The organism is Streptomyces sp. CA-251387, from assembly GCF_050936625.1.
Classification (GTDB): domain Bacteria; phylum Actinomycetota; class Actinomycetes; order Streptomycetales; family Streptomycetaceae; genus Streptomyces.
Genome location: NZ_JBNJMJ010000001.1, coordinates 4,125,275 through 4,147,557, shown reverse-complemented (window position 1 = coordinate 4,147,557; position 22,283 = coordinate 4,125,275). Strand labels below are relative to the sequence as shown.

The following is a 22,283-nucleotide window of genomic DNA, read 5'->3' as shown; positions in this document are numbered from 1 at the left end:
CGCCATGAACCGGCAGTTGTTGTTCGTCGGGGGCTCGTGGGTGGAGCCGGACGGCGGTTATTACGCCGTAATCGATCCGGCGACCGAGGAGACCGTCGGGTGGGCGCCGGAGGCCTCGCGGGATCAGGTGCACGCGGCCTGTGCCGCGGCCCGCGAGGCCTTCGGGCCGTGGTCGCGCACGGCGCCGGAGGAGCGGGCGGCCGTGCTGGCGCGCACGGCGGAGATCATCGGCGAGCGTTTCCGGCCGTACGCCGAACTGGCCCAGGCCGAGACCGGCGCGACCACGGGGACGGCCCGGGGCATGCAGGTCGGCGTCGGGGCGGCCCGTTTCCGGCGGTACGCGCGCGTGGAGCCCGCCGAGTGGGCGATCCCGCCGCAGATCAACGAGGCCGGGCCGATGGGTAAGGCGGGTGTGATGGGTGCGCTGGCCGTGCGTCAGCCCGTCGGCGTGGTCACCTGTATCACCTCGTACAACAACCCCTGGGCCAACCCGGCGGGCAAGATCGCGCCCGCGCTGGCGATGGGCAACACGGTCGTCGTGAAGCCCGCCCCGCAGGATCCGCTGTCCGTCTACCGGATCGCGGAGGCGCTGGAGGCGGCGGGGGCTCCGGCGGGTGTGGTGAACGTGGTCTCCGGGCGGGCGGTGGAGGTGGGCGAGGCAGCCGTGTCCTCTGGCGATGTGGACATGGTGAGCTTCACCGGCTCCACGGCGGTCGGGCAGCGCATCGCCGAGGTCTGCGGGCGGGACATGAAGCGCCAGCTGATGGAGCTCGGCGGGAAGGGCGCGGCGGTCGTCTTCGACGACGCGGACATCGGGTCGGCGGAGGCCGGGATCGGAACGACGTTCTCCTTCTACAGCGGGCAGATCTGCACGGCACCGACGCGGGTGCTGGCCCAGCGGGGTGTGTACGACCGGCTGGTGGAGCAACTGGCCGCTTACGCGAACCGGTTGAAGGTCGGGGATCCGCGCGAGGCGTCCACGGTCGTCGGGCCGGTGATCTCGGCGGAGCACCGGGACCGGGTGGAGTCGTACGTGGAGACGGGCCGGAAGGAAGGCGCGGTGGTGGTGGCGGGCGGTGAACGGCCGCCGTACGACCGGGGCTTCTATGTCGCGCCTACTCTGCTCGCGGACTGCACGAATGACATGCGGGTCGCCCGCGAGGAGATTTTCGGGCCGGTCGTCTGCGTAATCCCCTTCGAGGAGGAGGAAGAGGGAATCGCCCTCGCCAACGACACCGACTACGGTCTGATCGACTACGTCTGGTCCGGCGACGTGGCCCGCGCCTTCCGGGTCGCGCGACGGCTCCGGGCGGGCGGAGTCGGGATCAACACCGTCGGCCGCAACATGGAGGCGCCGTTCGGCGGCTTCAGGAAGAGCGGGGTGGGGCGGGACGTCGGGTCGTATGCGCTGCATGCGTACAGCGAGGTGCAGGCGATCGTGTGGCCCGGTTGACCGGCCCAGGCGACCGTCTGGTCCTGTTGACCGGCCGATGACTGGTGCCGGGAGGGCGAATTGGGCACAGTCGCCCCATGGAGCAGATGGTGCGGGTCAGGGACGGCGAGGTCTGGGCGGACGACTCGGGGGAGGCGGGGGACGGCCCGCCGCTGGTGCTGCTGCACCCGGGCGTCGGGGACTCCCGCATCTGGGAGCCGGTGCTGCCCGCCCTGCTGGAACGGCACCGGGTCATCCGGTACGACGCCCGCGGCTACGGACGGTCCCCGGCGCCGACGACGTCGTACACCCAGAGCGAGGACCTCAGGAGCGTCCTGGACCACTTCGGTCTGGCCCGGCCGGTGCTGGTCGGCACCAGCATGGGCGGCAAGACCGCGATCAGCTTCGCCCTGTGCGACCCCGGCAGGGTGGCCGCTCTCGGCCTGCTGGTCCCGGGCGTCAGCGGCTACCCGGACCTGGAGTCGCAGGAGTTGATGGCGCAGATCGGGAAGCTCGCCCAGGCTGGTGACATGGAGGGCCTGGTCGCCCTCGGCCTGCGTGTCTGGGGCGCGGCGGGCACCGCCCCGGACGCCCCCGCGGCCGAGCAGCTGCGGGCGGCGATCCCCGGCTGGTTCAGCAGCTACGGCCACGAGACCGAGGACGCCCCGGCTTTCGACCGGCTCGGTGAGCTGAGGCTGCCGTGTGCGCTGCTGCTCGGTGAGAAGGACATGCCCGAGGTGGTCCGCTGCAACGAGGCGATGGCCGCGGCGATCCCCCACTGCCGCCTCGTACGACACCCCGACTGCGACCACTTTCCGACGCTGCGGGCGCCGGAAGCGGTCGTGCGGTTGGTGACGGAACTGTGCGCGCGGGTGGCCTGACCGGCGTCAGCCGTCCAGATCCACGCGCACCGTCAGGAGGTTGGTCCCGAAGGCCCTGACCCCGACGCTGTTGAACCGGGGCAGGGAGCGCAGTCGGGCCACCGGGTCGTCGTCGGGCAGCAGGTGGGCCGTGCCGGTGTGCCACCGCCCGCGGATGCGCACCCGCACCCGCGGATCGGCCTTGATGTTGCGGACGTACTGGGACTTGTCCCCGAACTCCGAGACCAGCCAGAAGGAATCACCGACCCGGCGGCCACCCACGGGCGTCTGCCGGGGCAGTCCGGAGACGCGGCCCGTGGTCTCCAGGACGGTCTGGAGCGGGAGACGGCGGAGGATCGGATTGCCGACGCGGCGCTGGAAGGTCGTGGCGGCGCGGAACCGGAGATCGGCGAGGCGGGACATGGTGGGTGAGTCTCCTGTCTCGTGCGGGCTGTTTTGTGCTGGCTGTCTCGAACGGGCTGTCACGTCGGGCCGTCTCGTGCGGGCTGTCACGGCGCGACGGTCGAACTGTTGCTTCAATGGTCCCCGGCGCGGCATGACGAGAGCGGGTGGCTGCGGATGCGGGTCGTGACCTGGAACCTGTGGTGGCGCTTCGGACCCTGGGAGGCCCGGCAGAAGGCCATCCTCGCCGAGCTGCGTGAACTGCGCCCCGATGTCGTCGGCCTGCAGGAAGTATGGGCAGCGGACGGCGAGAACCAGGCCGAGTGGCTGGCCGGCGAACTCGGCATGCACTGGGCCTGGGCCCCCTCACCCGCCCCCGAGCGCTGGCGCCGCCGGATCGGGGACCCCACGGTCGACATCGGCAACGCCGTACTGAGCCGCTGGCCGGTGCTCGACCGACGCACCCTGCGCCTCCCCGCCCCCTCCGACGTCGACGACGGCCGCCTGGCCCTCTTCACCCGCCTGGCCACCCCTTCCTACGACATCCCCTTCTTCACCACCCACCTCACCTCCGCCCTGCACGCCTCGGCCGTACGCTGCCGCCAGGTCACCGCGCTCGCCGAGTTCATCGCCGAGAACCGGGTCGACACGCCCTTCCCCGCCGTCGTCACCGGCGACTTCAACGCCTGGCCCGACTCCGACGAGATCCGCCTCTTCGGCGGCTACCGGACCGCGCCGGCCGTGCCCGGCCAGGTCTTCTTCGACGCCTGGCAGTACGCCGACCCGTCCGCCCCCTCCGCCACCTGGGACCGCGAGAACCCGTACGTCGCGGCGGGTCTGGAGCCGACCGTGCGGATCGACTACATCCATGTGGGGCCGCCCGGGCCGGGCGGACTGGGCCATGTGCGTTCCGTACGGCGGGCGGGCGACGGTCCGGTCGACGGCATCTGGCCGTCGGACCATGCGGCGGTGGTCGCGGACCTGGGGGACGGGCCGGTGCCCACGGTCGCCTGACGGCCTCAGGGCACGGTCACTGCGTGAAGAACGGCGCCGGATGCCGAGGATCCGCCGAGCAGACGAACAGCCCCGCATGCCCGCCCCGGCCGACCGTCATGGCCACCGGCTCGCGTGCCGCCCGCTCCTCCTCGCTCCTCGGCTCCAGACCGCGTTCCTCCAGGGGCCGAAAGCGCTCCGGGGCTCGGCCGTCGCAGTCGTCCAGTTCGTACTCGTACGTGTCGAACTGCAGGAACAGCTCCAGCGGCGCCCGGCACTCACCGCACGCCATCGTCGCCGGCCTGTCGGTCACGCCCCAGCGCATGCTGCCGCCCAGCTTGTAGCCGGGGATGGTCGACACGTCGTCGACGAGGCCGCGCTCTTCGAGCCAGGCCTCGTGGCGATCGGCGAGACCGGCCGGGAGTTCATCCCTCCAGGGATACTCCATGAGCCGTTCCGGATGCAGCACGCACGCAGTCGGGATCATGTCCAGGTCCCGGTCCCAGTGCTCGTCGGGATCCGGCTGCGCGGCGAGCGGCTCGGTGATGTCGGCGGCCCGACGCCAGAAGAGCCGGCACGCCTGCCCCCAGCCCTCCGGGTGCGGCTGGTCGTGCCACTCCGGGCACCACAGGAGCTGCACCAGGTCGGTGCCCTCCGGAAACCGGATCTCCGGAAAGTCCACCGCCGTCAACTGCGCCACGGTGACCAGGGGGTAGGGCCCCTGCTGCCGGCCGTTCACATCCCGGTGCTCGGCGCAGGAGGGCCACGGCTCGTCGGCCGGCCACCACAACGGCCCACCGATGTGGCTGTCGCGCGGGCCGGGTGTACCCCGGCGGGGGTGCAGCCGCACGGTGGCGCGGGCGTGAGGCGCCAACTCCGGGAAGTCCAGGGCGGGGTCGTGGGAGGCCGGGGCGGTGGTGCGGGTCATGTGCGGGGGGATTTCGGGGTGTTGAGGAGGGCTTCGAAAGTGGCGGGGTTGGTGGTGAGGATGGATTGGGTGGGGTCGGCGCTTTCGGTGAGGTGGATGGAGGTTGGTGTTGCGGATATGTGGACACAGGCTTTGCCCTGGGCGCAGTAAGACGACTTCTGCCATGCGTAGGCGGTCATGCGGGTCTCCTCACAGTTCGGTGTTCCGTGATCCACAGGTTGTGGACTGAGTCGTACCTCCAGGACCGCCCTGGGCTGTCACCCGGTTCCGCCCGCCCCCACGGCAGAGCCGGGTGCCGACCTGGCGGACTTCCTTTACCTGATCGCTTCCTTCCCTCACACCCCGAGGAAGATCGGATTCGTGAACGCCGCCAACGCCCCCGGCAACGGCCCCACCGCCGCCTCGTGCCGCAACTCCGCTCGCACATAGGCCGCGTACGAAGGCGTCGTACGCCACTCCACGACCCCGGAGCCCGACACCGGCAGCGGTGCGCTCGTGAACAGGACGCCCTGGTCGGTGACGAAGCGGACCGTGCAGCGGGGGGCGCCCGAGGCCTCGAGGCGGACCGTGACCGGGGTGTCGCGGTCGGCCTCCAACCGCTCGCCGATGCCCGCCTGTTCACCCCGGCCGCCCGACACACTGAACGCCAGCGAGACGTTCTTCGACTCGGCCACATACGACCGCCCCGCCCTGATCCCCTCCTGGATCGCCTCCCGTGTCAGGTCGTCGGCCAGGACCACCGTCTGCGGTGAGCCGACCGGGTCGGGGTCGCGGTGGGCGTCGCTGTTGCCCATCGCCGGGATCCAGGAGCGGGAGTTCGAGCGCACGGACGCGACCAGCATGCTGTCCCAGTCGGCCAGCGCCACCTCGTCGTCGGGGGTGTAGGGGCCGTTCCAGACCTCGATCGCGTCGGCCTCGCCGAAGCCGAACTTCCAGTTGCAGCCGACGCACGTGGCGTGCGGGTGGGCGGGGACGACGAGGCCGCCGGCGCGGCGGATCTGGCGGGCGAACCTGCCGAAGCGGTTGTCGCGGGCCCGGTAGCGCCAGTCGATGAAGGTGCCGGGTTCGGTGCCGAGCGCCACGACGTGGCCGTTGCGCGTCGTGACCTCCTCGCCCAGCATCACGAGCAGGTCGTCGCCCGCCACGTCCGCCCAGTGCGCGTGTGCGGAGTGCGTGTTGTGCTCCGAGCTGTTGATGAAGTCCAGGCCCGCCGCCCGCGCCAGCGCCGCGATCTCCGCCGGGGTGCGGCGGCCGTCGGAGTACCAGGAGTGCAGGTGGCAGTCGCCCCGGTACCAGGCGCGGCCCCGGCCCTTCGCCCGCTCCGGCGGGTACGTCGGCTCGACGGCCTCACCGGGCTCGCCGTACGTCAGCGTGATCGTGAGCTCGTACGACAGGCCTTGCGGCGCCACCGTGTAGGGGCCGAGGGCGATGTGCCAGGTGCCCTCCCGGACCGGCCCCGGGAGGTACCCCGGCGTCGCGTCGTCCGCCCGGATGAAGAACTCGGTCCTGGCGCCCCCCGACCAGCCCCGGAAGCCCTTCCCGCCCAGCTCCGTGCCGCGCCAGTCGAAGATGCCGATGTCGAGGGCGTTGCCCGGGGTGCCGGCCGGGACCGAGGGCTTGTCGTAGGTGTAGGAGACCTTGATCTCCTGTACGCCGTCCGGGATTTCGAGCGGTACGTACACGAAGTCGGGGGACCCGGGCGGCAGGGTGCCCCGCACCGTGCGGGTCTCCGCCCGGCGGTTGTCGTCGGCGCCTCTCGCGAAGGTCACGCTTCCCAACGTAAGCGCGGCGGCGGCGCTCGTCACGAACAGCGCGCGTCTTCCCAGGCCGGTGTTGTGGTCCTCGCACATGCTGCTGCTCCCCAGGTCGTCGTGGGTGACAGGGCGTGGGTGGTGCAGTGGTGGTGCGTGCAACTGTCGTATTCAGCCGTGAACTGCCGGGATAGGGAAGGGAATCGGCAACCAATCGGCGGTCGATCGTCAGTTGTCGGAGCCATGGCGGCGGAAGGGCGCGATGGGGCCGATACCGGTGGGTAGGTGGGTATGGATATCGCGGTGCCCGCGCGGTACAGATGCAGTCATGCGCATCTCCGTGACGATCTTCCTCACCGACGAGACCATCACCCCGACCCGGCTCGCCCGTGAGCTGGAGCAGCGCGGGTTCGCCGGGCTCTATCTGCCCGAGCACACCCACATCCCCGTCGAGCGGACGACTCCGTACCCGGCGGGTGGCGATCTGCCGTCCGAGTACGGCCGTACCCTCGACCCCTTCGTCGCCCTCGGCCAGGCCGCCGCCGTCACCGAGCGGCTGGGTCTCGGTACGGGCATCACGCTGGTCGCCCAGCACGACCCGATCGACCTGGCGAAGCAGATCGCGACCGTCGACCATCTGTCCGGCGGGCGGTTCACGCTCGGGCTCGGCTTCGGCTGGAATGTGGAGGAGGCCGCCGACCATGGCGTCGAGTGGGCCACGCGGCGTGAGCTCGTCCGGGACCGGATGGGCCTGATGCGGGCCCTGTGGGCGGACGAACCGACCGCGTACGAGGGGGAGTTCGGGGCCGTGCGCGCCAGCTTCGCCTACCCCAAACCCGTGCAGAAGCCGCGCGCGCCGAAAGTCGTCGGCCCGCGCACGCTCATCGGTGGAGCCGCCGGTCCCAAGCTGTTCGCGCACATCTGCGAGTACGCCGACGGATGGCTGCCCATCGGCGGCCGCGGGCTGTCCGAAAGTCTTCCCCGGCTGCGGGACCTCTGGACCGACGCCGGGCGCGAGCCGGAGGCCCTGCAGGTCGTGCCGTACGCCGTGTATCCCAACCCGGGCAAGCTCGCGCACTACGCGGAGCTCGGTATCGAGGAGGTCGTGGTGCAGCTGCCTCCGGCGGGGGAGGCGGAGGTTTTGCGGGTGTTGGATGAGTATGCGCAGTTCGTGTGAGTGGTGGGCGCCTACTCGTCTGCCTTGCCGGGGCAGCGAGCGGCTGCGGGTTTCGTTGTGGTTGCTCGCGCAGTTCCCCGCGCCCCTGGCGGGGCGCGATTCCGGCGGCACCTGCCTGTGCTGATCAGCTCGCTCTTATGCTCGAAGGATGACGACTTCCGCGACCTCCGGAACCGGCCCCACCGACCGCCCGAGCGGCACCGGCCCGACCGAGAACTCCATGCGTCGCGCCCTCAAACGCGCCCGGGACGGCGTCGCCCTCGACGTCGCCGAGGCTGCCGTTCTGCTCCAGGCCCGCGGCGAGGCCCTCGACGACCTCGTCGCGTCCGCCGCCCGGGTACGGGACGCGGGCCTTCGGGCGGCGGGCCGGCCCGGCGTCATCACCTACTCGAAGAGCGTCTTCATCCCCCTCACCCGGCTGTGCCGGGACAAGTGCCACTACTGCACCTTCGTCACCGTCCCCGGAAAGCTGCGCCGCGCCGGGCACGGGATGTTCATGTCCCCGGACGAGGTCCTCGACATCGCCCGCAAGGGCGCGGCCCTCGGCTGCAAGGAAGCCCTCATCACCCTCGGCGACAAGCCCGAGGACCGCTGGCCGGAGGCGCGCGAGTGGCTCGACGCGCACGGCTACGACGACACCATCGCCTACGTCCGCGCCATCTCCATCCGGATCCTGGAGGAGACGGGACTGCTCCCGCACCTCAACCCCGGGGTGATGACCTGGACGGACTTCCAGCGGCTCAAGCCGGTCGCCCCGTCGATGGGCATGATGCTGGAGACGACGGCCACCCGTCTGTGGTCCGAGCCGGGCGGCCCGCACTACGGCTCCCCGGACAAGGAACCCGCCGTACGGCTGCGCGTCCTGGAGGACGCCGGCCGCTCCTCCGTCCCCTTCACCTCCGGGATCCTCATCGGGATCGGCGAGACGTACGAGGAGCGGGCCGAGTCCCTCTTCGCGCTCCGCAAGATCTCCCGGGCCTACCACGGCATCCAGGAACTGATCATCCAGAACTTCCGCGCCAAGCCGGACACCGCGATGCGCGGCATGCCGGACGCGGAACTGGACGAACTCGTCGCCACGGTGGCCGTCGCCCGGCACCTCCTCGGGCCCGCCGCCAACATCCAGGCACCACCGAACCTCGTGGACGCCGAGTACGAGCGCCTCATCCACGCCGGCATCGACGACTGGGGCGGGGTCTCCCCGCTGACCATCGACCACGTCAACCCCGAGCGCCCCTGGCCCCAGATCGAGGAGCTGGTCGAGCGCTCGGCGGCGGCCGGCTTCGCACTGCGCGAACGCCTCTGCGTCTACCCGGAGTTCGTCCAGCGCGGCGAGCCCTGGCTGGACCCACGGCTGCGCCCGCACGTACGGGCGCTCGCCGACCCGGAGACGGGCCTGGCGCGCTCCGAGGCCCTCCCGGAGGGGCTGCCGTGGCAGGAGCCGGAGGAGGCGTTCGTCGCGTCCGGCCGTACGGATCTGCACACCACCATCGACACCGAGGGCCGCACGTCCGACCGCCGCGACGACTTCGACGAGGTGTACGGCGACTGGGCCGCCCTGCGTGAGGCGGCCGCGCCCGGGATGGCGCCGGAGCGCATCGACACCGACGTCCGGGCGGCCCTGGCGACGGCGGCCGACGACCCCACGAAACTGACGGACGCCGAGGCGCTGGCCCTGTTGCACGCGGACGGCCCCGCGCTGGACGCCCTCACGCGCATCGCGGACGACGTGCGCCGCTCGGCGGTCGGCGACGACGTCACGTACATCGTCACCCGGAACATCAACTTCACCAACGTCTGCTACACGGGCTGCCGCTTCTGCGCCTTCGCCCAGCGCCGCACGGACGCCGACGCCTACACCCTCTCCCTGGACCAGGTCGCCGACCGCGCCCAGCAGGCCTGGGACGTGGGCGCGGTCGAGGTCTGCATGCAGGGCGGCATCCACCCGGACCTGCCCGGCACGGCGTACTTCGACATCGCGAAGGCCGTGAAGGAACGCGTCCCCGGCATGCACGTCCACGCCTTCTCCCCGATGGAGGTCGTGAACGGCGCCACGCGCACCGGCATGTCCATCCGCGAGTGGCTCACGGCGGCGAAGGAGGCCGGCCTGGACTCCATCCCCGGGACCGCGGCCGAGATCCTCGACGACGAGGTCCGCTGGATCCTGACCAAGGGCAAGCTGCCCACGGCGACCTGGATCGAGGTGATCACCACCGCACACGAGCTAGGCATCCGGTCGAGCTCGACGATGATGTACGGCCACGTCGACCAGCCCCGCCACTGGCTCGGCCACCTGCGCACCCTGGCCGGCATTCAGCAACGCACGGGCGGCTTCACCGAGTTCGTCACGCTCCCGTTCATCCACACCAACGCGCCGGTCTACCTGGCGGGCATCGCCCGCCCCGGCCCGACGACCCGCGACAACCGGGCGGTGACGGCGATGGCCCGCCTCCTGCTCCACCCCTGGATCCCCAACATCCAGACCAGCTGGGTCAAGCTGGGCACGGAGGGCGCGGCCGAGATGCTCCGCTCCGGCGCCAACGACCTCGGCGGCACGCTGATGGAGGAGACGATCTCGCGGATGGCGGGTTCGTCGTACGGCTCCTACAAGTCGGTCCGCGACCTGGTTGCCGTCGCCGAGGCGGCCGGCCGCCCGGCCAAGCCCCGGACGACGCTGTACGGCGAGGTGCCGGAGGAACGGCAGCGGGCGGCGGCCGCCTCGGACGGGCATCTGCCGGAGTTGCTGCCGGTGCTGGACTGACGGGCGGCCCGGCGCGGTTTCACCTGGCCGGAGACTGGTTCCCGGCGTCCGCCGGCTGGTGCGCCGTCAAGGCGCGGTCGGGGGTGGCGCCGGAGTCGCTCTGTGCGTGCCGGGGTCGGTCGGTGGGGCCCCGGAGTCGGCCCGCGTGGTGCCGGAGTCGGAGGCCGAGCCGGCCGGAGGCGGGGCGGTCGTGCCGCGGTCCAGCCAGAGCAGGAGGAGGCCGAGCGTGCAGGCGAGCGCCGGCCAGTAGACGTAGCGGTAGTTCGTGGCCGGCACGATGGGCAGGTAGCCGAGCACGTAGGCCAGCGAGCTGATGCCCAGCGCCCGGATCGGCAGGGAGAACGTCCCCCTGCCCGGGCGGACGGCGAGCACGAGCGCGACAGCGAGCCAGAACCACCCCCGGAACAGCGGCCGCAGATCGGCGACCACACCGTTGACGTACGAGTCGAGTGTGTCCTCCAGCCAGGGGTGGGTCACCTCGATCCCTAGGTCGTTGCGGCTGACCCCAGGGTGGTAGGGGTAGCCGGTCTCGAAGAGCAGGGCCGTGAAGAGCCGCAGCCGGTACTGGAGATAACCGGGAACGTGCCCGCTCATCTCGCGCAGCCACAGGGAGGTGAGCTGCCCCGAGTCCTTGGTCAGCCCGTCCGCCGGGCGTTCGTAGCAGGCAAAGTAGGCGTCCGACAGGGCACCTACGCGGTCGCACTTCTCCGCGGCGGCCACGAGGCGGTCCCGAAGCTCCGGCCGTACGTCCGCCGACCGCAGTTCCTCCACGGACAGGACGTGGACCAGGTCGTCGAGCATGATCTGCGCGCCCTGCTGCGTCTGTACGGGCCGCGCGAACCAGGAGATCGCGGCGGCGGGCACGACCAGAGCGGCCACGAGTGCCGCCGTGCACATGGCCCAGGTACGGCGTCCCGGGGTGCGCCACAGTGCGAGGACGAGCAGGGCGAACACCGGGATCGCGGCGAGGAAGGCGTTCTTGCGCACGAGCATGGCGTAGGCGAGGAAGAGCGCGCCCAGCCAGAACAGACCCCAGCGCACCGCGGCGGGAGAACGGCCGTCCCGCAGCCGTAGCCCGACGAACGCCGCCGCACAGGCGGCGAGCAGCGCGACCGCCGCGTGGACGTCCTTCCACACCACGCCGACGAACGTCAGGAGGGGGGGAGTCAGCCCGAGGCCGAGAACGGCGAGCGAACCGGCACGGCTCGCGGTCAACTCCCAGACACAGCAGGCCACCACCCACAGCGCGCCCCAGAAGAGGACGGACTGCACGACGGCCATGGACGCGGGCGTGCCGGTGACGGCGATGAGCGCACGCCATACCAGGCTCAGCACGGGCGGGTGCCAGTCGGTCAGCGGCGTCCTGCCCATGGCCTGCCGGAGCTGGTCGATGCTGTCGGGACTCAGGTATCCGGGGGCGAAGACGACGGTCGTGGCCAGGCAGCAGACCACGGCGATGGCGGCCAGCCCCCGGACCCAGCGCGGTCCGCGCCGCATAAATCCCGTTTGTCCCATGTGCCGGATGCTAACGGGTCAGGCTGTGACGAAGACGTGGCGCCGGTAGGCGTAAAAGCGGAACAGGGTCGCGAGCACCCAGCCGAGGAAGCGGGCGGTGTTGTCACTGAGCGCCGAGTCGAGCCCCAGCAGGTGCCGTGACGTGAAGACCGTGCCCGCGGTGATGGCGAGAGCGATGGCGTTCGCGACGAGGAACAGAGTGAGCTCGTGGGTCACCTTGTCGCGATGCCGGTGCCGGTAGGTCCAGTAGCGGTTCCCGGCCCAGCTGAAGAGCGTTGCCGCGGCCGTCGCGACCACGGACGCCTGGACGGCGTCGGCCCGCATCCAGCCACCGCCCGCACCGCCGGGCAGACCGAAGACCAGCAGGTTGTAGCCGCCGTTGTCGACGACGAAGGCCAGCGCCCCGACGACCCCGAACTTGGCGGCCTCGCGCCAGACGCCCCTGACGGCGTCACGCGCACGCAGCGTCACAGAGGCGAGGACCGGCACACGGCGAGCGTAACGACACGGCGCGCCCTCACCGCCCGGACGCGCCCATATCGCATCATTTCCTACATAACTTCCTATTGTATTCAGTCTGTGCTGAGCGTGTATCCGGCTGTATTCGGCACCGGTTCGGGTAAGGAGCGGCCGTGGAACCGACGATCGCGTGTGTCGTGCCGTGCCATAACGAGGAGGCGGCCGTCGGCAAGGTGGTGCGCGGCCTGAGGGCGGCACTCCCCGAGGCCGACATCTATGTGTACGACAACGCCTCGACCGACCGCACGGTGGAGGTCGCCCGAGAGGCGGGTGCGATCGTCCGGCAGGAGCCGCGCAAGGGGAAGGGCAATGTCATCCGGCGTGCCTTCGCCGATGTCGACGCCGACGCCCTGCTCATCATCGACGGCGACGACACCTATGACGCGTCCCGGGCGCGGGAGCTGGTCGACCTGCTCTTCGAGGGGCCGTACGACCAGGTGGTCGGCGCCCGCCGCGAGACGGTCAGCGCCGCGTACCGGGCCGGGCACGCGGCCGGCAACAAGTTGCTCACGGGTGCGGTGCGGTCCCTGTTCGGCAACGACGTGACCGACATGCTGAGCGGCTACCGGGTCTTCTCCCGGCGCTTCGTCAAGTCCTTCCCGGCGCTGGCCCGCGAGTTCGAGACCGAGACCGAGATGACCATCCACGCGCTCCACCTCCGGCTCCCCACGGCGGAGGTGACGGTGGACTACCGCGTCCGGCCCGCCGGCAGCGAGAGCAAACTGCGCACCTGCCGGGACGGCTGGCGCATCCTGCGGGTCATCCTCGATCTCGCGCGGCGCGAGCGGCCCTCCCTGGTCCACACCGTGGTCGCGGGTCTGCTGGCCCTCGTCTCGGTCGTCCTCGGTGTCCCCGTCATCGCCGAGTTCCTCCGCACCGGCACCGTGCCGCGCATCCCCACGGCGATCCTCGCCGCGGCGATCATGACGATCGCGGCGCTCGTCCTGCTCGTGGGGTACATCCTCGAGTCGCTCATGCACATGCGTCAGGAACAGTCCCGCCTGGCGCACCTCGCTTACGCGGCCCCGGCCCGTTCCCCGCGCTACACCGCCCACGGCGCCGGCACCGGGCCCGTGCCGGTCCGGAACGTCCCCGGTCGGTCCTGAGCCGCCGGGGCCGACAGGGCTCGCAGTACGATGATCCGACCCCCGTATCACTCGATGCCGGGGCCGGATACTGAGGAGATGCGTGCCCGTGCCTGCCCCCAAGGTCTGGGTGACCGGTCTGACGGTGGGAGCGACAGCCGCCGTCGCCGTCCTCGCCGTGCAGGCCGACAAGGGACCGCACCCGACGGCCACGGCGGCCCGCCCGGGCGCGTCGGCGTCGGCGGGCGCGAGCCCCGCCCCCTCGAAGTCCGCCGGACCCGCCGTCGTGCCGGACGGCTCGGGCACGGGGCGCCGGATCGTCTACTCGCTCGGCCAGAAGCGGGTCTGGCTGGTCGACGCGAGCGACGCGAGCCGCCGTACCTTCGCCGTCTGGCCGGGCACGGTGAGCCCCGACGTCGGCAGCTACGCGGTGTCGTCGCGCAACGAGGCCACCACCGGCTCGGACGGCGTGGAGATCGAGAACATCGTCTACTTCGCCGCCAAGTCCGGCATCTCCATAGCCTTCTCCAACGCCGTGGACGGCTCCTCGCCCCCGCCCGCCTCGGGCAAGCAGACCGGCGGGATCCGGATGCGCGAGGCCGACGGGGCGGCGCTGTGGAAGTTCGGGGAGACGGGCACCACTGTGGTCGTGGTCAAGTAGGCGTCCTCTGCATCTTTCGATGTACGGCAGGTTCGACTTCGCTCACGACGACTCGGGCCGTTGCCGCCTCGACGATGAGTGCATGACGCAAACGGACGCGCGAGCATTGCGGGGGCCGGAGATCTCGGCCACCGGACGGCGACTTCCCCTCCTCGACGTACTGCGCGGGGTGGCCATCCTGGGCACGCTCATGACGAACGTATGGATCTTCACCGGTCCGGGCGCGGAGTGGGGAGCGCTCGAGTCCAGTTCCGGCGAGCTGTCCTTCGGGTCGCCCGCGGACGCCGTCGAGGCCTCGTTCAGTGTGCTCGCGAACGGCAAGTTCCTGTCGCTCCTGACGATCCTGTTCGGCGTCGGGCTGGCCATCCAGTACGGCTCGGCGGCCCGGCGGGGGCAGCCGTGGCCGGAGCGCTACCGGTGGCGGGCGCTGTTCCTGTTCGGCGAGGGCACGGTGCACTTCGTCCTGGTCTTCGCCTGGGACGTACTGATGGGGTACGCGGTCACCGCACTGCTGGTCGCCTGGCTGCTGACCCGCTCGCAGCGGGCACAGCGGCGGGTGATGTGGTGGGCGGCGGCGCTGCATCTGACGGTGATCGGCCTGCTGACGGCAGCCGTCCTGGCCTCGCCCGGCACCGGCGACGGCGGCACCGTCTCCCGTGACGTCGTCGGCCTGTACACGCACGGCGGCTACCTGGACCAGATCGCCTTCCGCCTGGAGAACGCGATCGCACTGCGCATGGAGCCGGTGCTGACCTTCTTCCTGCTGGTCTTCCTCTTCCTGCTGGGCGTACGGCTGTTCCGGGCCGGGGCGTTCGGCGCCGACGAGACGGGGCGCCGGCTGCGCTCCCGCCTGCTGGTGTGGGGGCTGGGTCTCGGGCTGCCGCTCAACGTGGCGGCGGCACTGGGCGGCCCGGACCTGTTCCTGCTCGCCCGGTACGGCACCGCCCCGCTGCTGGCCCTCGGCTATATCGGGCTGATCGGCGCCCTGGTGGACCGGGTACGGCGGCCCGGCCCGCTGATGACCGGGCTCACCTCCGTCGGCCGCACCGCGCTGTCCGGCTACGTCCTCCAGAACGTGCTGTGCGTGCTCGTCTCGTACGGCATCGGGCTGGGCCTGGCGGAGCGGCTGGGCGGCACCGGCCCGTGGTGGGTGGTCGGACTGTGGGCCGTGGTCTGCGCGGTGCTGATGGTCGGGTCCACCCTGTGGCTGCGGCGTTTCTCGGCAGGGCCCCTGGAGACGGTCCAGAAATGGGCCCTGCGCCACTGACACCCGTCAGTTGTCGCTCTGCCGTGCCTGCCCGAACGGCAGATGGTTGACGATCAGCACGACCCCGCTGAAGAGGAACACCCGGGTTGCCGCCTCCAACCCGTTCCAGTCCCCCGACTGCCACATGGCGAACCACTCACCACCGATCGCGATGAACCCGGCACCGAACAGCAGCATCAGCATCAGCAGGCCGTAAGTGGAGAAGCGGCGGGCGCGCAGGTCGTCGCGGCGGAACCACAACCACGTGCCGTATATGAGCACGAGGGCGGCGACGGTCTCCCAGACGATGATCGCGACGTATGCCGCGTCCTGGAGTCCCTTGCTGGTGATGGCTCTCCACATCAGGTCGTCGTCCTTGAACGTCGTATCCATCGCCAGGACGTGCCGCACGAACTGCTGGTTCGTGCCGAAGTCGGTGATGTTCCCGAAGGCGACCAGGGCGATGTAGAGGGCGGCGGTCGCGGTGAGGAGGGTGGCGGTGAGGTGGAGGGCGCTGCGTGGGGGTGTTGTCGACATGGTGGTCATCTTCCCTGGCGGACGGGTCCCTCCCATAGGCATTGAGCCAGAATGACGGTGCAGGGGAGCCGAGGGGGAGGACCTACGCGTGGCGCAGTCGCGACCGTCGATGCAGGAGCTGATCGCCAGGCGCAGCCGTGCCGGATTCGTGGGCCGCGGTGCCGAACGGGCCGCGTTCCGCGCCAACTTCGACACCTCGCCGGAGGACGAACGGCATCGGTTCCTCTTCCACGTGCACGGCAACGCGGGTGTCGGCAAGACCTTCCTGATGCGGGAGATGCAGCAACTCGCCCGGGATCGCGGGGCGTTGACGGCGTACGTGGACGAGAGCGCGGGAAGCGTGCCGGAGGCGCTGGAGGCGATCAGCCGTCAGTTCGCCTCCCAGGGGCGGCGGTTCAAGGAACTGGACCGGCTGCTGACCGCGCACCGGGAGCGCCGGCACGAGGCGGAGCTCGCGGCGGTCGCCGCGCCGCCGACGGAGCCGCCGGGGCCGTCGGCAGGCAGCATGGTGGTGGCGCGGGCCGGTCTGGTGGGGCTGGGGATGGTGCCGGGGATCGGGGCGTTCGCGGGTGCGCTGGATCCCGCTCAACTCGCCACGGGGGCCGATCGGTTGAGATCCGGTCTCGGTGCGCGCTTCCGCAGCCACGAGGACCTGCAGCTCGTTCTCGCCCCGGAGACCGTGCTCACCCCGGTGCTGCTGAACGAGCTCGTCCAGGCCGCGTCCGCCGTGCCGTGGATCGTCCTGTTCTTCGACACGTACGAACGGACCGGCCCGTTCCTCGACGGCTGGCTGCACACCGTGATGACCTCGCAGCGGTACGGCCCGCTGCCCGCCACACTCGTCGTGGTGACGGCCGGCCAGCTCCCCTTCGACTCCGTCCGCTGGGGCGGCTTCGGCGACTTCATGACCGACCTGCCGCTCCAGCCGTTCACCGAGCCGGAGGCGCGGGACCTGCTCGCCGGCAAGGGCGTGGTGGCCGAACCGGTCGTCTCGGAGGTACTGCGCCTCACCGGCGGACTGCCGGTGCTCGTGTCGACGCTCGCGGAGAGCCGCCCCGCCGACCCGGCCGACGTGGGAGATCCCAGCGCCACGGCCGTGGAGCGGTTCCTGAAGTGGGAGGCGGATCCGGTACGGCGGTCGGTCGCGCTGGCGTGTGCGCTGCCGCGGCGGCTGGACGCGGACGTGTTCCGGGCGGTCGTGGAGCCTGCGGACGCCGAACCGGACGGCCTGTACACGTGGTTGCGGGACCTGCCCTTCGTCAGCGAGCGGGGCGGCCGGGTGCGGTACCACGACGTCGTACGGGCACAGATGCTGCGGTTGCAGCGGCAGCAGGCGCCCAGGACCTGGGCGGCCCGGCAGCAGGCGCTCGCCTCGGTGTTCCGGCAGTGGCGGACCGAGGCCGAAGCCGGCCGCGGCACCGAGGAGCTGTGGGCGGACGAGGAGTGGCGGGAGTTCCGGCTGGCGGAGCTGTACCACCTGCTGTGCGCGGGGGAGCGGTCGGCGCTGACGAGCGTGCTGGGGGACGTCGTCGACGCCTGCGAGCACGGCGAGTCCGTCGCCTCGCGGTGGGCGTGGGTGCTGGTGGAGGCGGGGAGGGACGCCGAGTCGGGAGCGCCGGCCGCGTGGGGGCGGCAGCTGACGGAGGCGCTCGGCGGCGGCGGGACGGCCGCGGCCTTCGACCTCGTGCTGCGGGGGGCGGGGTTCGACAGGCGCTCGGTGCCGGTCGCGCCGGTGGCGAGCGGTACAGCGCCTCCCGGCGCCGGGGTCCAGCAGGGCGGCGTGCCGTATGCCGGCCCGGTGGTCTCCGCGCCGGGGGTGGGGCCGGTCGAGAACGGCTGGAGCGTCCTGCTCGACCCCACGGTGGCCGCGCGTGCCTACCGCGGTCGCGCCATCGCGCACGACCTCGCCGGCGACCAGCACACGGCCGTAGCCGACCTGAACCGCGCCCTCGAACTGGCCCCCGACGACCCCCGCAGCCTCGCCCTGCGCGGCGAGTACCACCGCGTCCTGGACCACCACGACCAGGCGATCCGCGACCTGGACAGGGCGCTCGACCTGAACCCCCGTGATGCCTCCGCCGCTGCCTCCCGCGGAGCCGTCCGCCTCAGCCGCCACCAGCTCGACGAGGCGCTCGCCGACCTCGACCGGGCCGTGGAGCTCAAGCCGGACTACCCCTGGGCGCTGGTCCGCCGGGCCCGCGTGCACCGCGACCTCGGCGATGCCGTACGGCAACTGGCCGACCTCGACCGGGCTGTTTCTCTGGACCCCGACTGGGCCTGGGTCCGCTGCGAGCGCGGTGACGCCCTGCGCGTCGCCGGCCGCGACGAGGAGGCCCTCGCCGACTACGACCACGCGCTCGCCCTGGAGCCCGGGTACGGCTCCGCCCGCGCGAGCCGGGGCGCCTCCCTGGCCAACCTCGGTCGGCACGAGGAGGCCCTCGCCGACCTCGACCGGGTTCTGGAGCGCAGGCCGTCGTACGCCTGGGCGCTGCTCCAGCGGGCGGCCGTCCACCGCCGACTCGGCGACGACGTCCGGGCCGCCGCCGATGAGGAGCGCGCGGCCCGGCTGTCCGCCGTGAACTCGTGAACTCCTCGTGAAGGCTGCTCATTGCCGCCCACTTGGGTTCACTTCGGCCACACCTCGCATACCGATCCACACCCTGAACCGATCGTCCCCGGTCGATTACAGTGACGAACTGTCGTGCGGACGGACGGTGTCACGGGGAGGTCTCGATGGGTGCGACAGCCGGCGCCGTCTGGGGCCGTACCGAGCAGCAGGACTTCCGTAGCCGGGTGCGTGGGACGCTGCTCGGGGCGGCCGTCGGGGACGCCCTCGGCGCTCCGGTCGACGGGCTCGGGCTGGACGAGATCAAGGAGCAGTACGGTCCCGAGGGGCTGCTCGATCTCGGGTTCGGGTACGGGCGGCGCGGCGCCGTCAGCCATCTCACGCAGCTGACCCTGTTCTCCGTCGACGGGCTGATAAGAGCACAGGTCAGACGGGACACCGGCGCCTGGCATCCGCCCACCGACGTGCACCGGGCGTATCTGCGCTGGGCCGCCACACAGCGGGACTGGGGGCCCGACGAGCGCCGTAAGGACGACGGGTGGCTGGCGCGCGAGGAGTGGCTGTACGCCCGCCGGGACCCGACCCGCGCCCTCCTGCTCGGCCTCGGTGACGACACCATGGGCACGCTGGAGTCACCCAAGAACGCCGCCGAGCTCGGGCCCGAGGCCACCGCGCGTTCCGCGCCCTTCGGGCTGCTCGTCGGCTGGGAGCCGCAACTCGTCGTCCAGCTCGCCGTGGAATGCGCGACGCAGACCCACGGTCACCCCGTCGCCTATCTGTCGGCGGGCGCCTACGCGGTGATCGTGCACGGGCTCGCCTGCGGGGAGAGCCTCGACGGCGCCGTGCAGCGGGCGCGCGCCCTGCTCGCCCTGCGGCCCGGGCACGAGCCCGTGTCGGACGCATTGCAGCACGCGCTGGGCGCCGTCCGGCAGGGCATGCCCACCCCGGCGCGGGTGGAGGAGCTCGCGGCCGACGGTTCGGCGGACGGGCTGCTCGCGGCCGCCGTGTACTGCGCCCTGGTGGGGGAGGACGTACGGCACGGCCTCTGCCTCGCCGTGAACCACGACGGGCCCTCCGCCGCCGCGGGCGCCCTCACCGGCGGGCTGCTCGGCGCCCTGCACGGCGAGACGGCCCTCCCGCCCGCCTGGCTGGCCGAACTGGAAGGCCGCCCCACCATCCTCGAACTCGCCGACGACTTCGCCATGGAGATGACCCAGGGCCCGGCCCTGCACGGACCGGCCGGGTCGTCGCCGGGCTGGCTCGCCCGGTACCCGCGCGCCTGACTCGAATGTGTGCGGCGTCATAGGGACGCCTGCCGACGGCCGGACAGGGGAGGGCGTGGAACTTTCCCTGCGCGCCCGGATACGGGCCGGCGACCCCGAGGCCTTCGCCGCACTCTTCGCCGCGCACGCCCAGGCTCTCTACGGGCACGCCGCCCGTCTGACAGGTGACCGAGGCGTCGCCGAGGACGTGGTCTCCCTGACCTTCCTGGAGGCGTGGCGGTTACGCGAGCGGCTGAGACGCGACGAACCCGCCGACGCCCTGGACGGCGACGGCCTGCGCCCCTGGCTCTACGGCATCGCCACAAATGTCCTGCGCAACACCCGTCGCATCGCCCGCCGCCACAGTGCCGCCCTCGCCCGGCTCCCCGACCGCCGCACGGAGCGCGAGTCGGTGCCGGACTTCGCCGACGAGCTGGTCGGCCGTATGGCGGACGCCGAACGGCTCGCCGCCGCCCGCGCCGCACTCGGCCGGCTGCGCAGACCCGAGCGTGAGGTGCTCGCCCTGTGCGTCTGGTCGGGCCTGAGCTATGCGGCCGCCGCCGAGGCCCTCGGCGTCACCCCGGCTCCGTACGGACCCGGCGCCGGCGCCTCGCCGCCCTCGCCGTCCCCCTCGTCACCGCCGGCGCGATGCTCCCGTCGGCGACCCTGCTCCCCGACCTCAACGCCGCCCTCTACCGGGCCGCCGCGAAGATCCCCGGCGTCTCGGTGGTCCAGGACGCCGAGGACATCGCCGGGCGCAAGGGCGTCGGCCTCACCTTCGAGGACCGCGACGGCCAGGACACGTGGGTCTTCGACAAGCGGTCCCTGAAGTTCCTCGGCACCGACGAGCAGGCGCTGCTGGGCGTCGGGATCGTCGACCGGGTCGGTGAGGTGCCGAGGAACTGACAGGGAGTCATACCAGGGAAAGCAGGCGCGCGGGATCAGTCCTTGGACGTCGTGGGCACCACGGCGTCCGAGGGTCCCGCCGGTGCCGGGATCGCGGCCGCCGCGGCCCCGTCCCCGTCCGTGTTGATCTTCTCGATGATCGCGAGGCGCTCCGGGGTGTCCTCCGGCTTGATGAAGCCGACGAGGATGTACAGGACCATCGACACCGCCAGCGGGATCGAGACCTGGTACTGGAGCGGCACGCCGCCCTCGATCTGCCAGCTGATCGGGTAGTTGACCAGCCAGAAGGCGAGCAGACCCATCGACCAGCTGGTCAGCGCGGCGGTCGGGCCGGAGCGGCGGAACGGGCGCAGCAGGCCCAGCATCATCGGGATGGCCATCGGGCCCATGAGGCCGGCGACCCACTTGATGACTACGGTGATGATGTCGCCGAAGGTGGGGGAGTTGACCTGCGTCGCCGCCGCCATGGACAGGCCGAGGAAGACGACGGTCGTGATCCGGGCGACGCGCAGGCCCTGCCCTTCGGTCCAGGTCCGCGCCCTGCGCCACACCACCGGCGCGCAGTCCCGGGTGAAGACGGCCGCGATCGCGTTGGCGTCGGAGGAGCACATGGCCATGGTGTGCGAGAAGAAGCCGACGATGACGAGACCCAACAGGCCGTGCGGGAGCAGCTGTTCGGTCATCAGGCCGTACGAGTCGGAGCCGTCCCCCTTCTGCGACGTGACCAGCAGCGGCGACATCCACATGGGGAAGAACAGGACGACCGGCCAGACCAGCCACAGCAGCGCCGACAGGCGTGCCGAGCGCTCGGCCTCGTACGCGCTGGCCGTGGCCATGTAGCGCTGGGCCTGGTTGAGCATGCCGCCGTTGTACTCGAAGAGCTTGATGAAGAGGAAGGCGAGCAGGAAGACCGTGCCGTACGGCCCGACCAGCGGCTCACCGTGGCCCTGCAGCTCCGGCTCGTCCCAGGCGCTGAAGAAGCCGATGCCCTTGTCGTCCAGCTCCATGAGGACCGCGACGAACATCGCGACCCCGGCGAGGAGTTGGATGACGAACTGGCCCAACTCGGTGAGCGCGTCCGCCCACAGGCCGCCGATGGTGCAGTAGATCGCCGTGATGGTGCCGGTGATGAGGATGCCCTGGTTCAGCGAGATCCCGGTGAACACCGACAACAGCGTCGCGATCGCGGCCCACTTCGCGCCCACGTCCACGATCTTCAGCAGCATGCCGGACCAGGCCAGCGCCTGCTGGGTCTTCAGGTCGTAACGGTTCTTCAGGTACTCCAGCGGAGAGGCCACATGGAGCCGTGAGCGGAGCCGGTTGATGCGCGGCGCGAACAGCTTGGAGCCGATGGCGATGCCGAGCGCGATGGGGAAGGACCAGGTGACGAAGGACGTGACGCCGTAGGTGTAGGCGATGCCCGCGTACCCGGTGAACATCACCGCGCTGTATCCGGACATGTGATGCGAGATCCCGGACAGCCACCAGGGCATCTTGCCGCCCGCGGTGAAGAAGTCGCTGACGTTGTCCACCCGCTTGTGCGACCAGACGCCGATCGCCACCATCACGCCGAAGTAGCCGATGAGCACGGCCCAGTCGAGACTGTTCATGTGACCCCTTCCCCGGGTTCCGTCCTGTGAACGGCTTGCCCATGGTGGGTAGGGTGGCGCGGGCACGACAAG

At 71.6% G+C, this 22,283-nt stretch carries 18 protein-coding genes and 1 pseudogene; 11 read left to right on the top strand and 8 right to left on the bottom strand.

The window, feature by feature from the left end; genetic code table 11:
- Positions 1–4 precede the first annotated feature (4 nt).
- Both ACQEV2_RS18325 and ACQEV2_RS18320 read left to right on the top strand, forming a co-directional pair.
- Positions 5–1,453, top strand: coding sequence for an aldehyde dehydrogenase family protein (locus ACQEV2_RS18325; RefSeq protein WP_433054560.1), 1,449 nt, complete (start codon positions 5–7; stop codon positions 1,451–1,453).
- A 77-nt stretch (positions 1,454–1,530) separates the two neighbouring features.
- Entirely contained in the window at positions 1,531–2,313 is a 783-nt protein-coding gene (locus ACQEV2_RS18320) for an alpha/beta fold hydrolase (RefSeq protein ID WP_433042170.1), read from the top strand.
- Positions 2,314–2,319: 6 nt separating this feature from the next.
- On the opposite strand, the gene ACQEV2_RS18315 is transcribed toward ACQEV2_RS18320, so the two are convergent.
- Entirely contained in the window at positions 2,320–2,715 is a 396-nt protein-coding gene (locus ACQEV2_RS18315; protein ID WP_433042167.1) for a nitroreductase/quinone reductase family protein, read from the bottom strand.
- A 156-nt stretch (positions 2,716–2,871) separates the two neighbouring features.
- Here ACQEV2_RS18315 and ACQEV2_RS18310 point away from each other — a divergent pair, with 156 nt between their 5' ends.
- Positions 2,872–3,708 carry an endonuclease/exonuclease/phosphatase family protein gene (locus ACQEV2_RS18310; RefSeq protein ID WP_433042164.1) on the top strand — a complete coding sequence of 279 codons (837 nt, stop codon included), beginning with the start codon at positions 2,872–2,874 and terminating at the stop codon, positions 3,706–3,708.
- 16 nt (positions 3,709–3,724) lie between these two features.
- Here ACQEV2_RS18310 and ACQEV2_RS18305 read toward each other — a convergent pair whose 3' ends face one another.
- The 3 genes from ACQEV2_RS18305 to ACQEV2_RS18295 form a co-directional block, all read right to left on the bottom strand.
- A complete protein-coding gene (locus ACQEV2_RS18305) occupies positions 3,725–4,615 on the bottom strand; it encodes a hypothetical protein (protein WP_433042161.1) in 891 nt (296 codons plus the stop codon).
- On the bottom strand, positions 4,612–4,794 hold the full coding sequence (locus ACQEV2_RS18300) for a DUF397 domain-containing protein (protein WP_433042158.1): 183 nt from the start codon (positions 4,792–4,794) through the stop codon (positions 4,612–4,614). Before ACQEV2_RS18300 ends, ACQEV2_RS18305 begins: the two co-directional genes overlap by 4 nt.
- 156 nt (positions 4,795–4,950) lie before the next feature.
- The gene (locus ACQEV2_RS18295) at positions 4,951–6,465 is read right to left on the bottom strand and encodes a CehA/McbA family metallohydrolase (protein ID WP_433042155.1); all 1,515 of its coding nucleotides are present in this window, start codon (positions 6,463–6,465) and stop codon (positions 4,951–4,953) included.
- A gap of 229 nt (positions 6,466–6,694) precedes the next feature.
- Here ACQEV2_RS18295 and ACQEV2_RS18290 point away from each other — a divergent pair, with 229 nt between their 5' ends.
- Both ACQEV2_RS18290 and ACQEV2_RS18285 read left to right on the top strand, forming a co-directional pair.
- Positions 6,695–7,543 (top strand): LLM class F420-dependent oxidoreductase, encoded by an 849-nt coding sequence (locus ACQEV2_RS18290; protein ID WP_433042152.1) that lies wholly within the window; start codon positions 6,695–6,697, stop codon positions 7,541–7,543.
- Between the two features lie 148 nt (positions 7,544–7,691).
- Positions 7,692–10,304 (top strand): bifunctional FO biosynthesis protein CofGH, encoded by a 2,613-nt coding sequence (locus ACQEV2_RS18285; protein WP_433042149.1) that lies wholly within the window; start codon positions 7,692–7,694, stop codon positions 10,302–10,304.
- Between the two features lie 66 nt (positions 10,305–10,370).
- On the opposite strand, the gene ACQEV2_RS18280 is transcribed toward ACQEV2_RS18285, so the two are convergent.
- A complete protein-coding gene (locus ACQEV2_RS18280; RefSeq protein WP_433042146.1) occupies positions 10,371–11,819 on the bottom strand; it encodes a hypothetical protein in 1,449 nt (482 codons plus the stop codon).
- An 18-nt stretch (positions 11,820–11,837) separates the two neighbouring features.
- Positions 11,838–12,308, bottom strand: a complete 471-nt coding sequence (locus ACQEV2_RS18275; RefSeq protein ID WP_433042143.1) for a GtrA family protein — start codon at positions 12,306–12,308, stop codon at positions 11,838–11,840.
- A 143-nt stretch (positions 12,309–12,451) separates the two neighbouring features.
- On the opposite strand from ACQEV2_RS18275, the gene ACQEV2_RS18270 reads away from it, so the two are divergent.
- The 3 genes from ACQEV2_RS18270 to ACQEV2_RS18260 all read left to right on the top strand — a co-directional run bounded on the left by ACQEV2_RS18270 (position 12,452) and on the right by ACQEV2_RS18260 (position 15,351).
- On the top strand, positions 12,452–13,444 hold the full coding sequence (locus ACQEV2_RS18270) for a glycosyltransferase family 2 protein (protein ID WP_433042140.1): 993 nt from the start codon (positions 12,452–12,454) through the stop codon (positions 13,442–13,444).
- Between the two features lie 88 nt (positions 13,445–13,532).
- Positions 13,533–14,084 carry a hypothetical protein gene (locus tag ACQEV2_RS18265; protein ID WP_433042137.1) on the top strand — a complete coding sequence of 184 codons (552 nt, stop codon included), beginning with the start codon at positions 13,533–13,535 and terminating at the stop codon, positions 14,082–14,084.
- Positions 14,085–14,166: 82 nt separating this feature from the next.
- Complete coding sequence (locus ACQEV2_RS18260) at positions 14,167–15,351, top strand: DUF418 domain-containing protein (protein ID WP_433042134.1); 1,185 nt, start codon at positions 14,167–14,169, stop codon at positions 15,349–15,351.
- 6 nt (positions 15,352–15,357) lie between these two features.
- Here the strand turns inward: ACQEV2_RS18260 and ACQEV2_RS18255 are convergent, their stop codons facing one another.
- Positions 15,358–15,867: a DUF2165 domain-containing protein gene (locus ACQEV2_RS18255; protein ID WP_433042131.1), complete on the bottom strand. Its 510-nt coding sequence runs from the start codon at positions 15,865–15,867 to the stop codon at positions 15,358–15,360.
- Positions 15,868–15,976: 109 nt separating this feature from the next.
- On the opposite strand from ACQEV2_RS18255, the gene ACQEV2_RS18250 reads away from it, so the two are divergent.
- The 3 genes and pseudogenes from ACQEV2_RS18250 to ACQEV2_RS18240 all read left to right on the top strand — a co-directional run.
- A complete protein-coding gene (locus tag ACQEV2_RS18250; RefSeq protein WP_433054557.1) occupies positions 15,977–18,454 on the top strand; it encodes a tetratricopeptide repeat protein in 2,478 nt (825 codons plus the stop codon).
- Positions 18,455–18,600: 146 nt separating this feature from the next.
- Positions 18,601–19,716, top strand: a complete 1,116-nt coding sequence (locus ACQEV2_RS18245) for an ADP-ribosylglycohydrolase family protein (protein WP_433042128.1) — start codon at positions 18,601–18,603, stop codon at positions 19,714–19,716.
- A 55-nt stretch (positions 19,717–19,771) separates the two neighbouring features.
- A pseudogene (locus ACQEV2_RS18240) lies at positions 19,772–20,313 on the top strand (RNA polymerase sigma factor); the annotation flags it as partial.
- A 323-nt stretch (positions 20,314–20,636) separates the two neighbouring features.
- On the opposite strand, the gene ACQEV2_RS18235 reads toward ACQEV2_RS18240, so the two are convergent.
- Positions 20,637–22,211 (bottom strand): sodium:solute symporter family protein, encoded by a 1,575-nt coding sequence (locus ACQEV2_RS18235; protein ID WP_433042125.1) that lies wholly within the window; start codon positions 22,209–22,211, stop codon positions 20,637–20,639.
- Between the last annotated feature and the right edge of the window lie 72 nt (positions 22,212–22,283).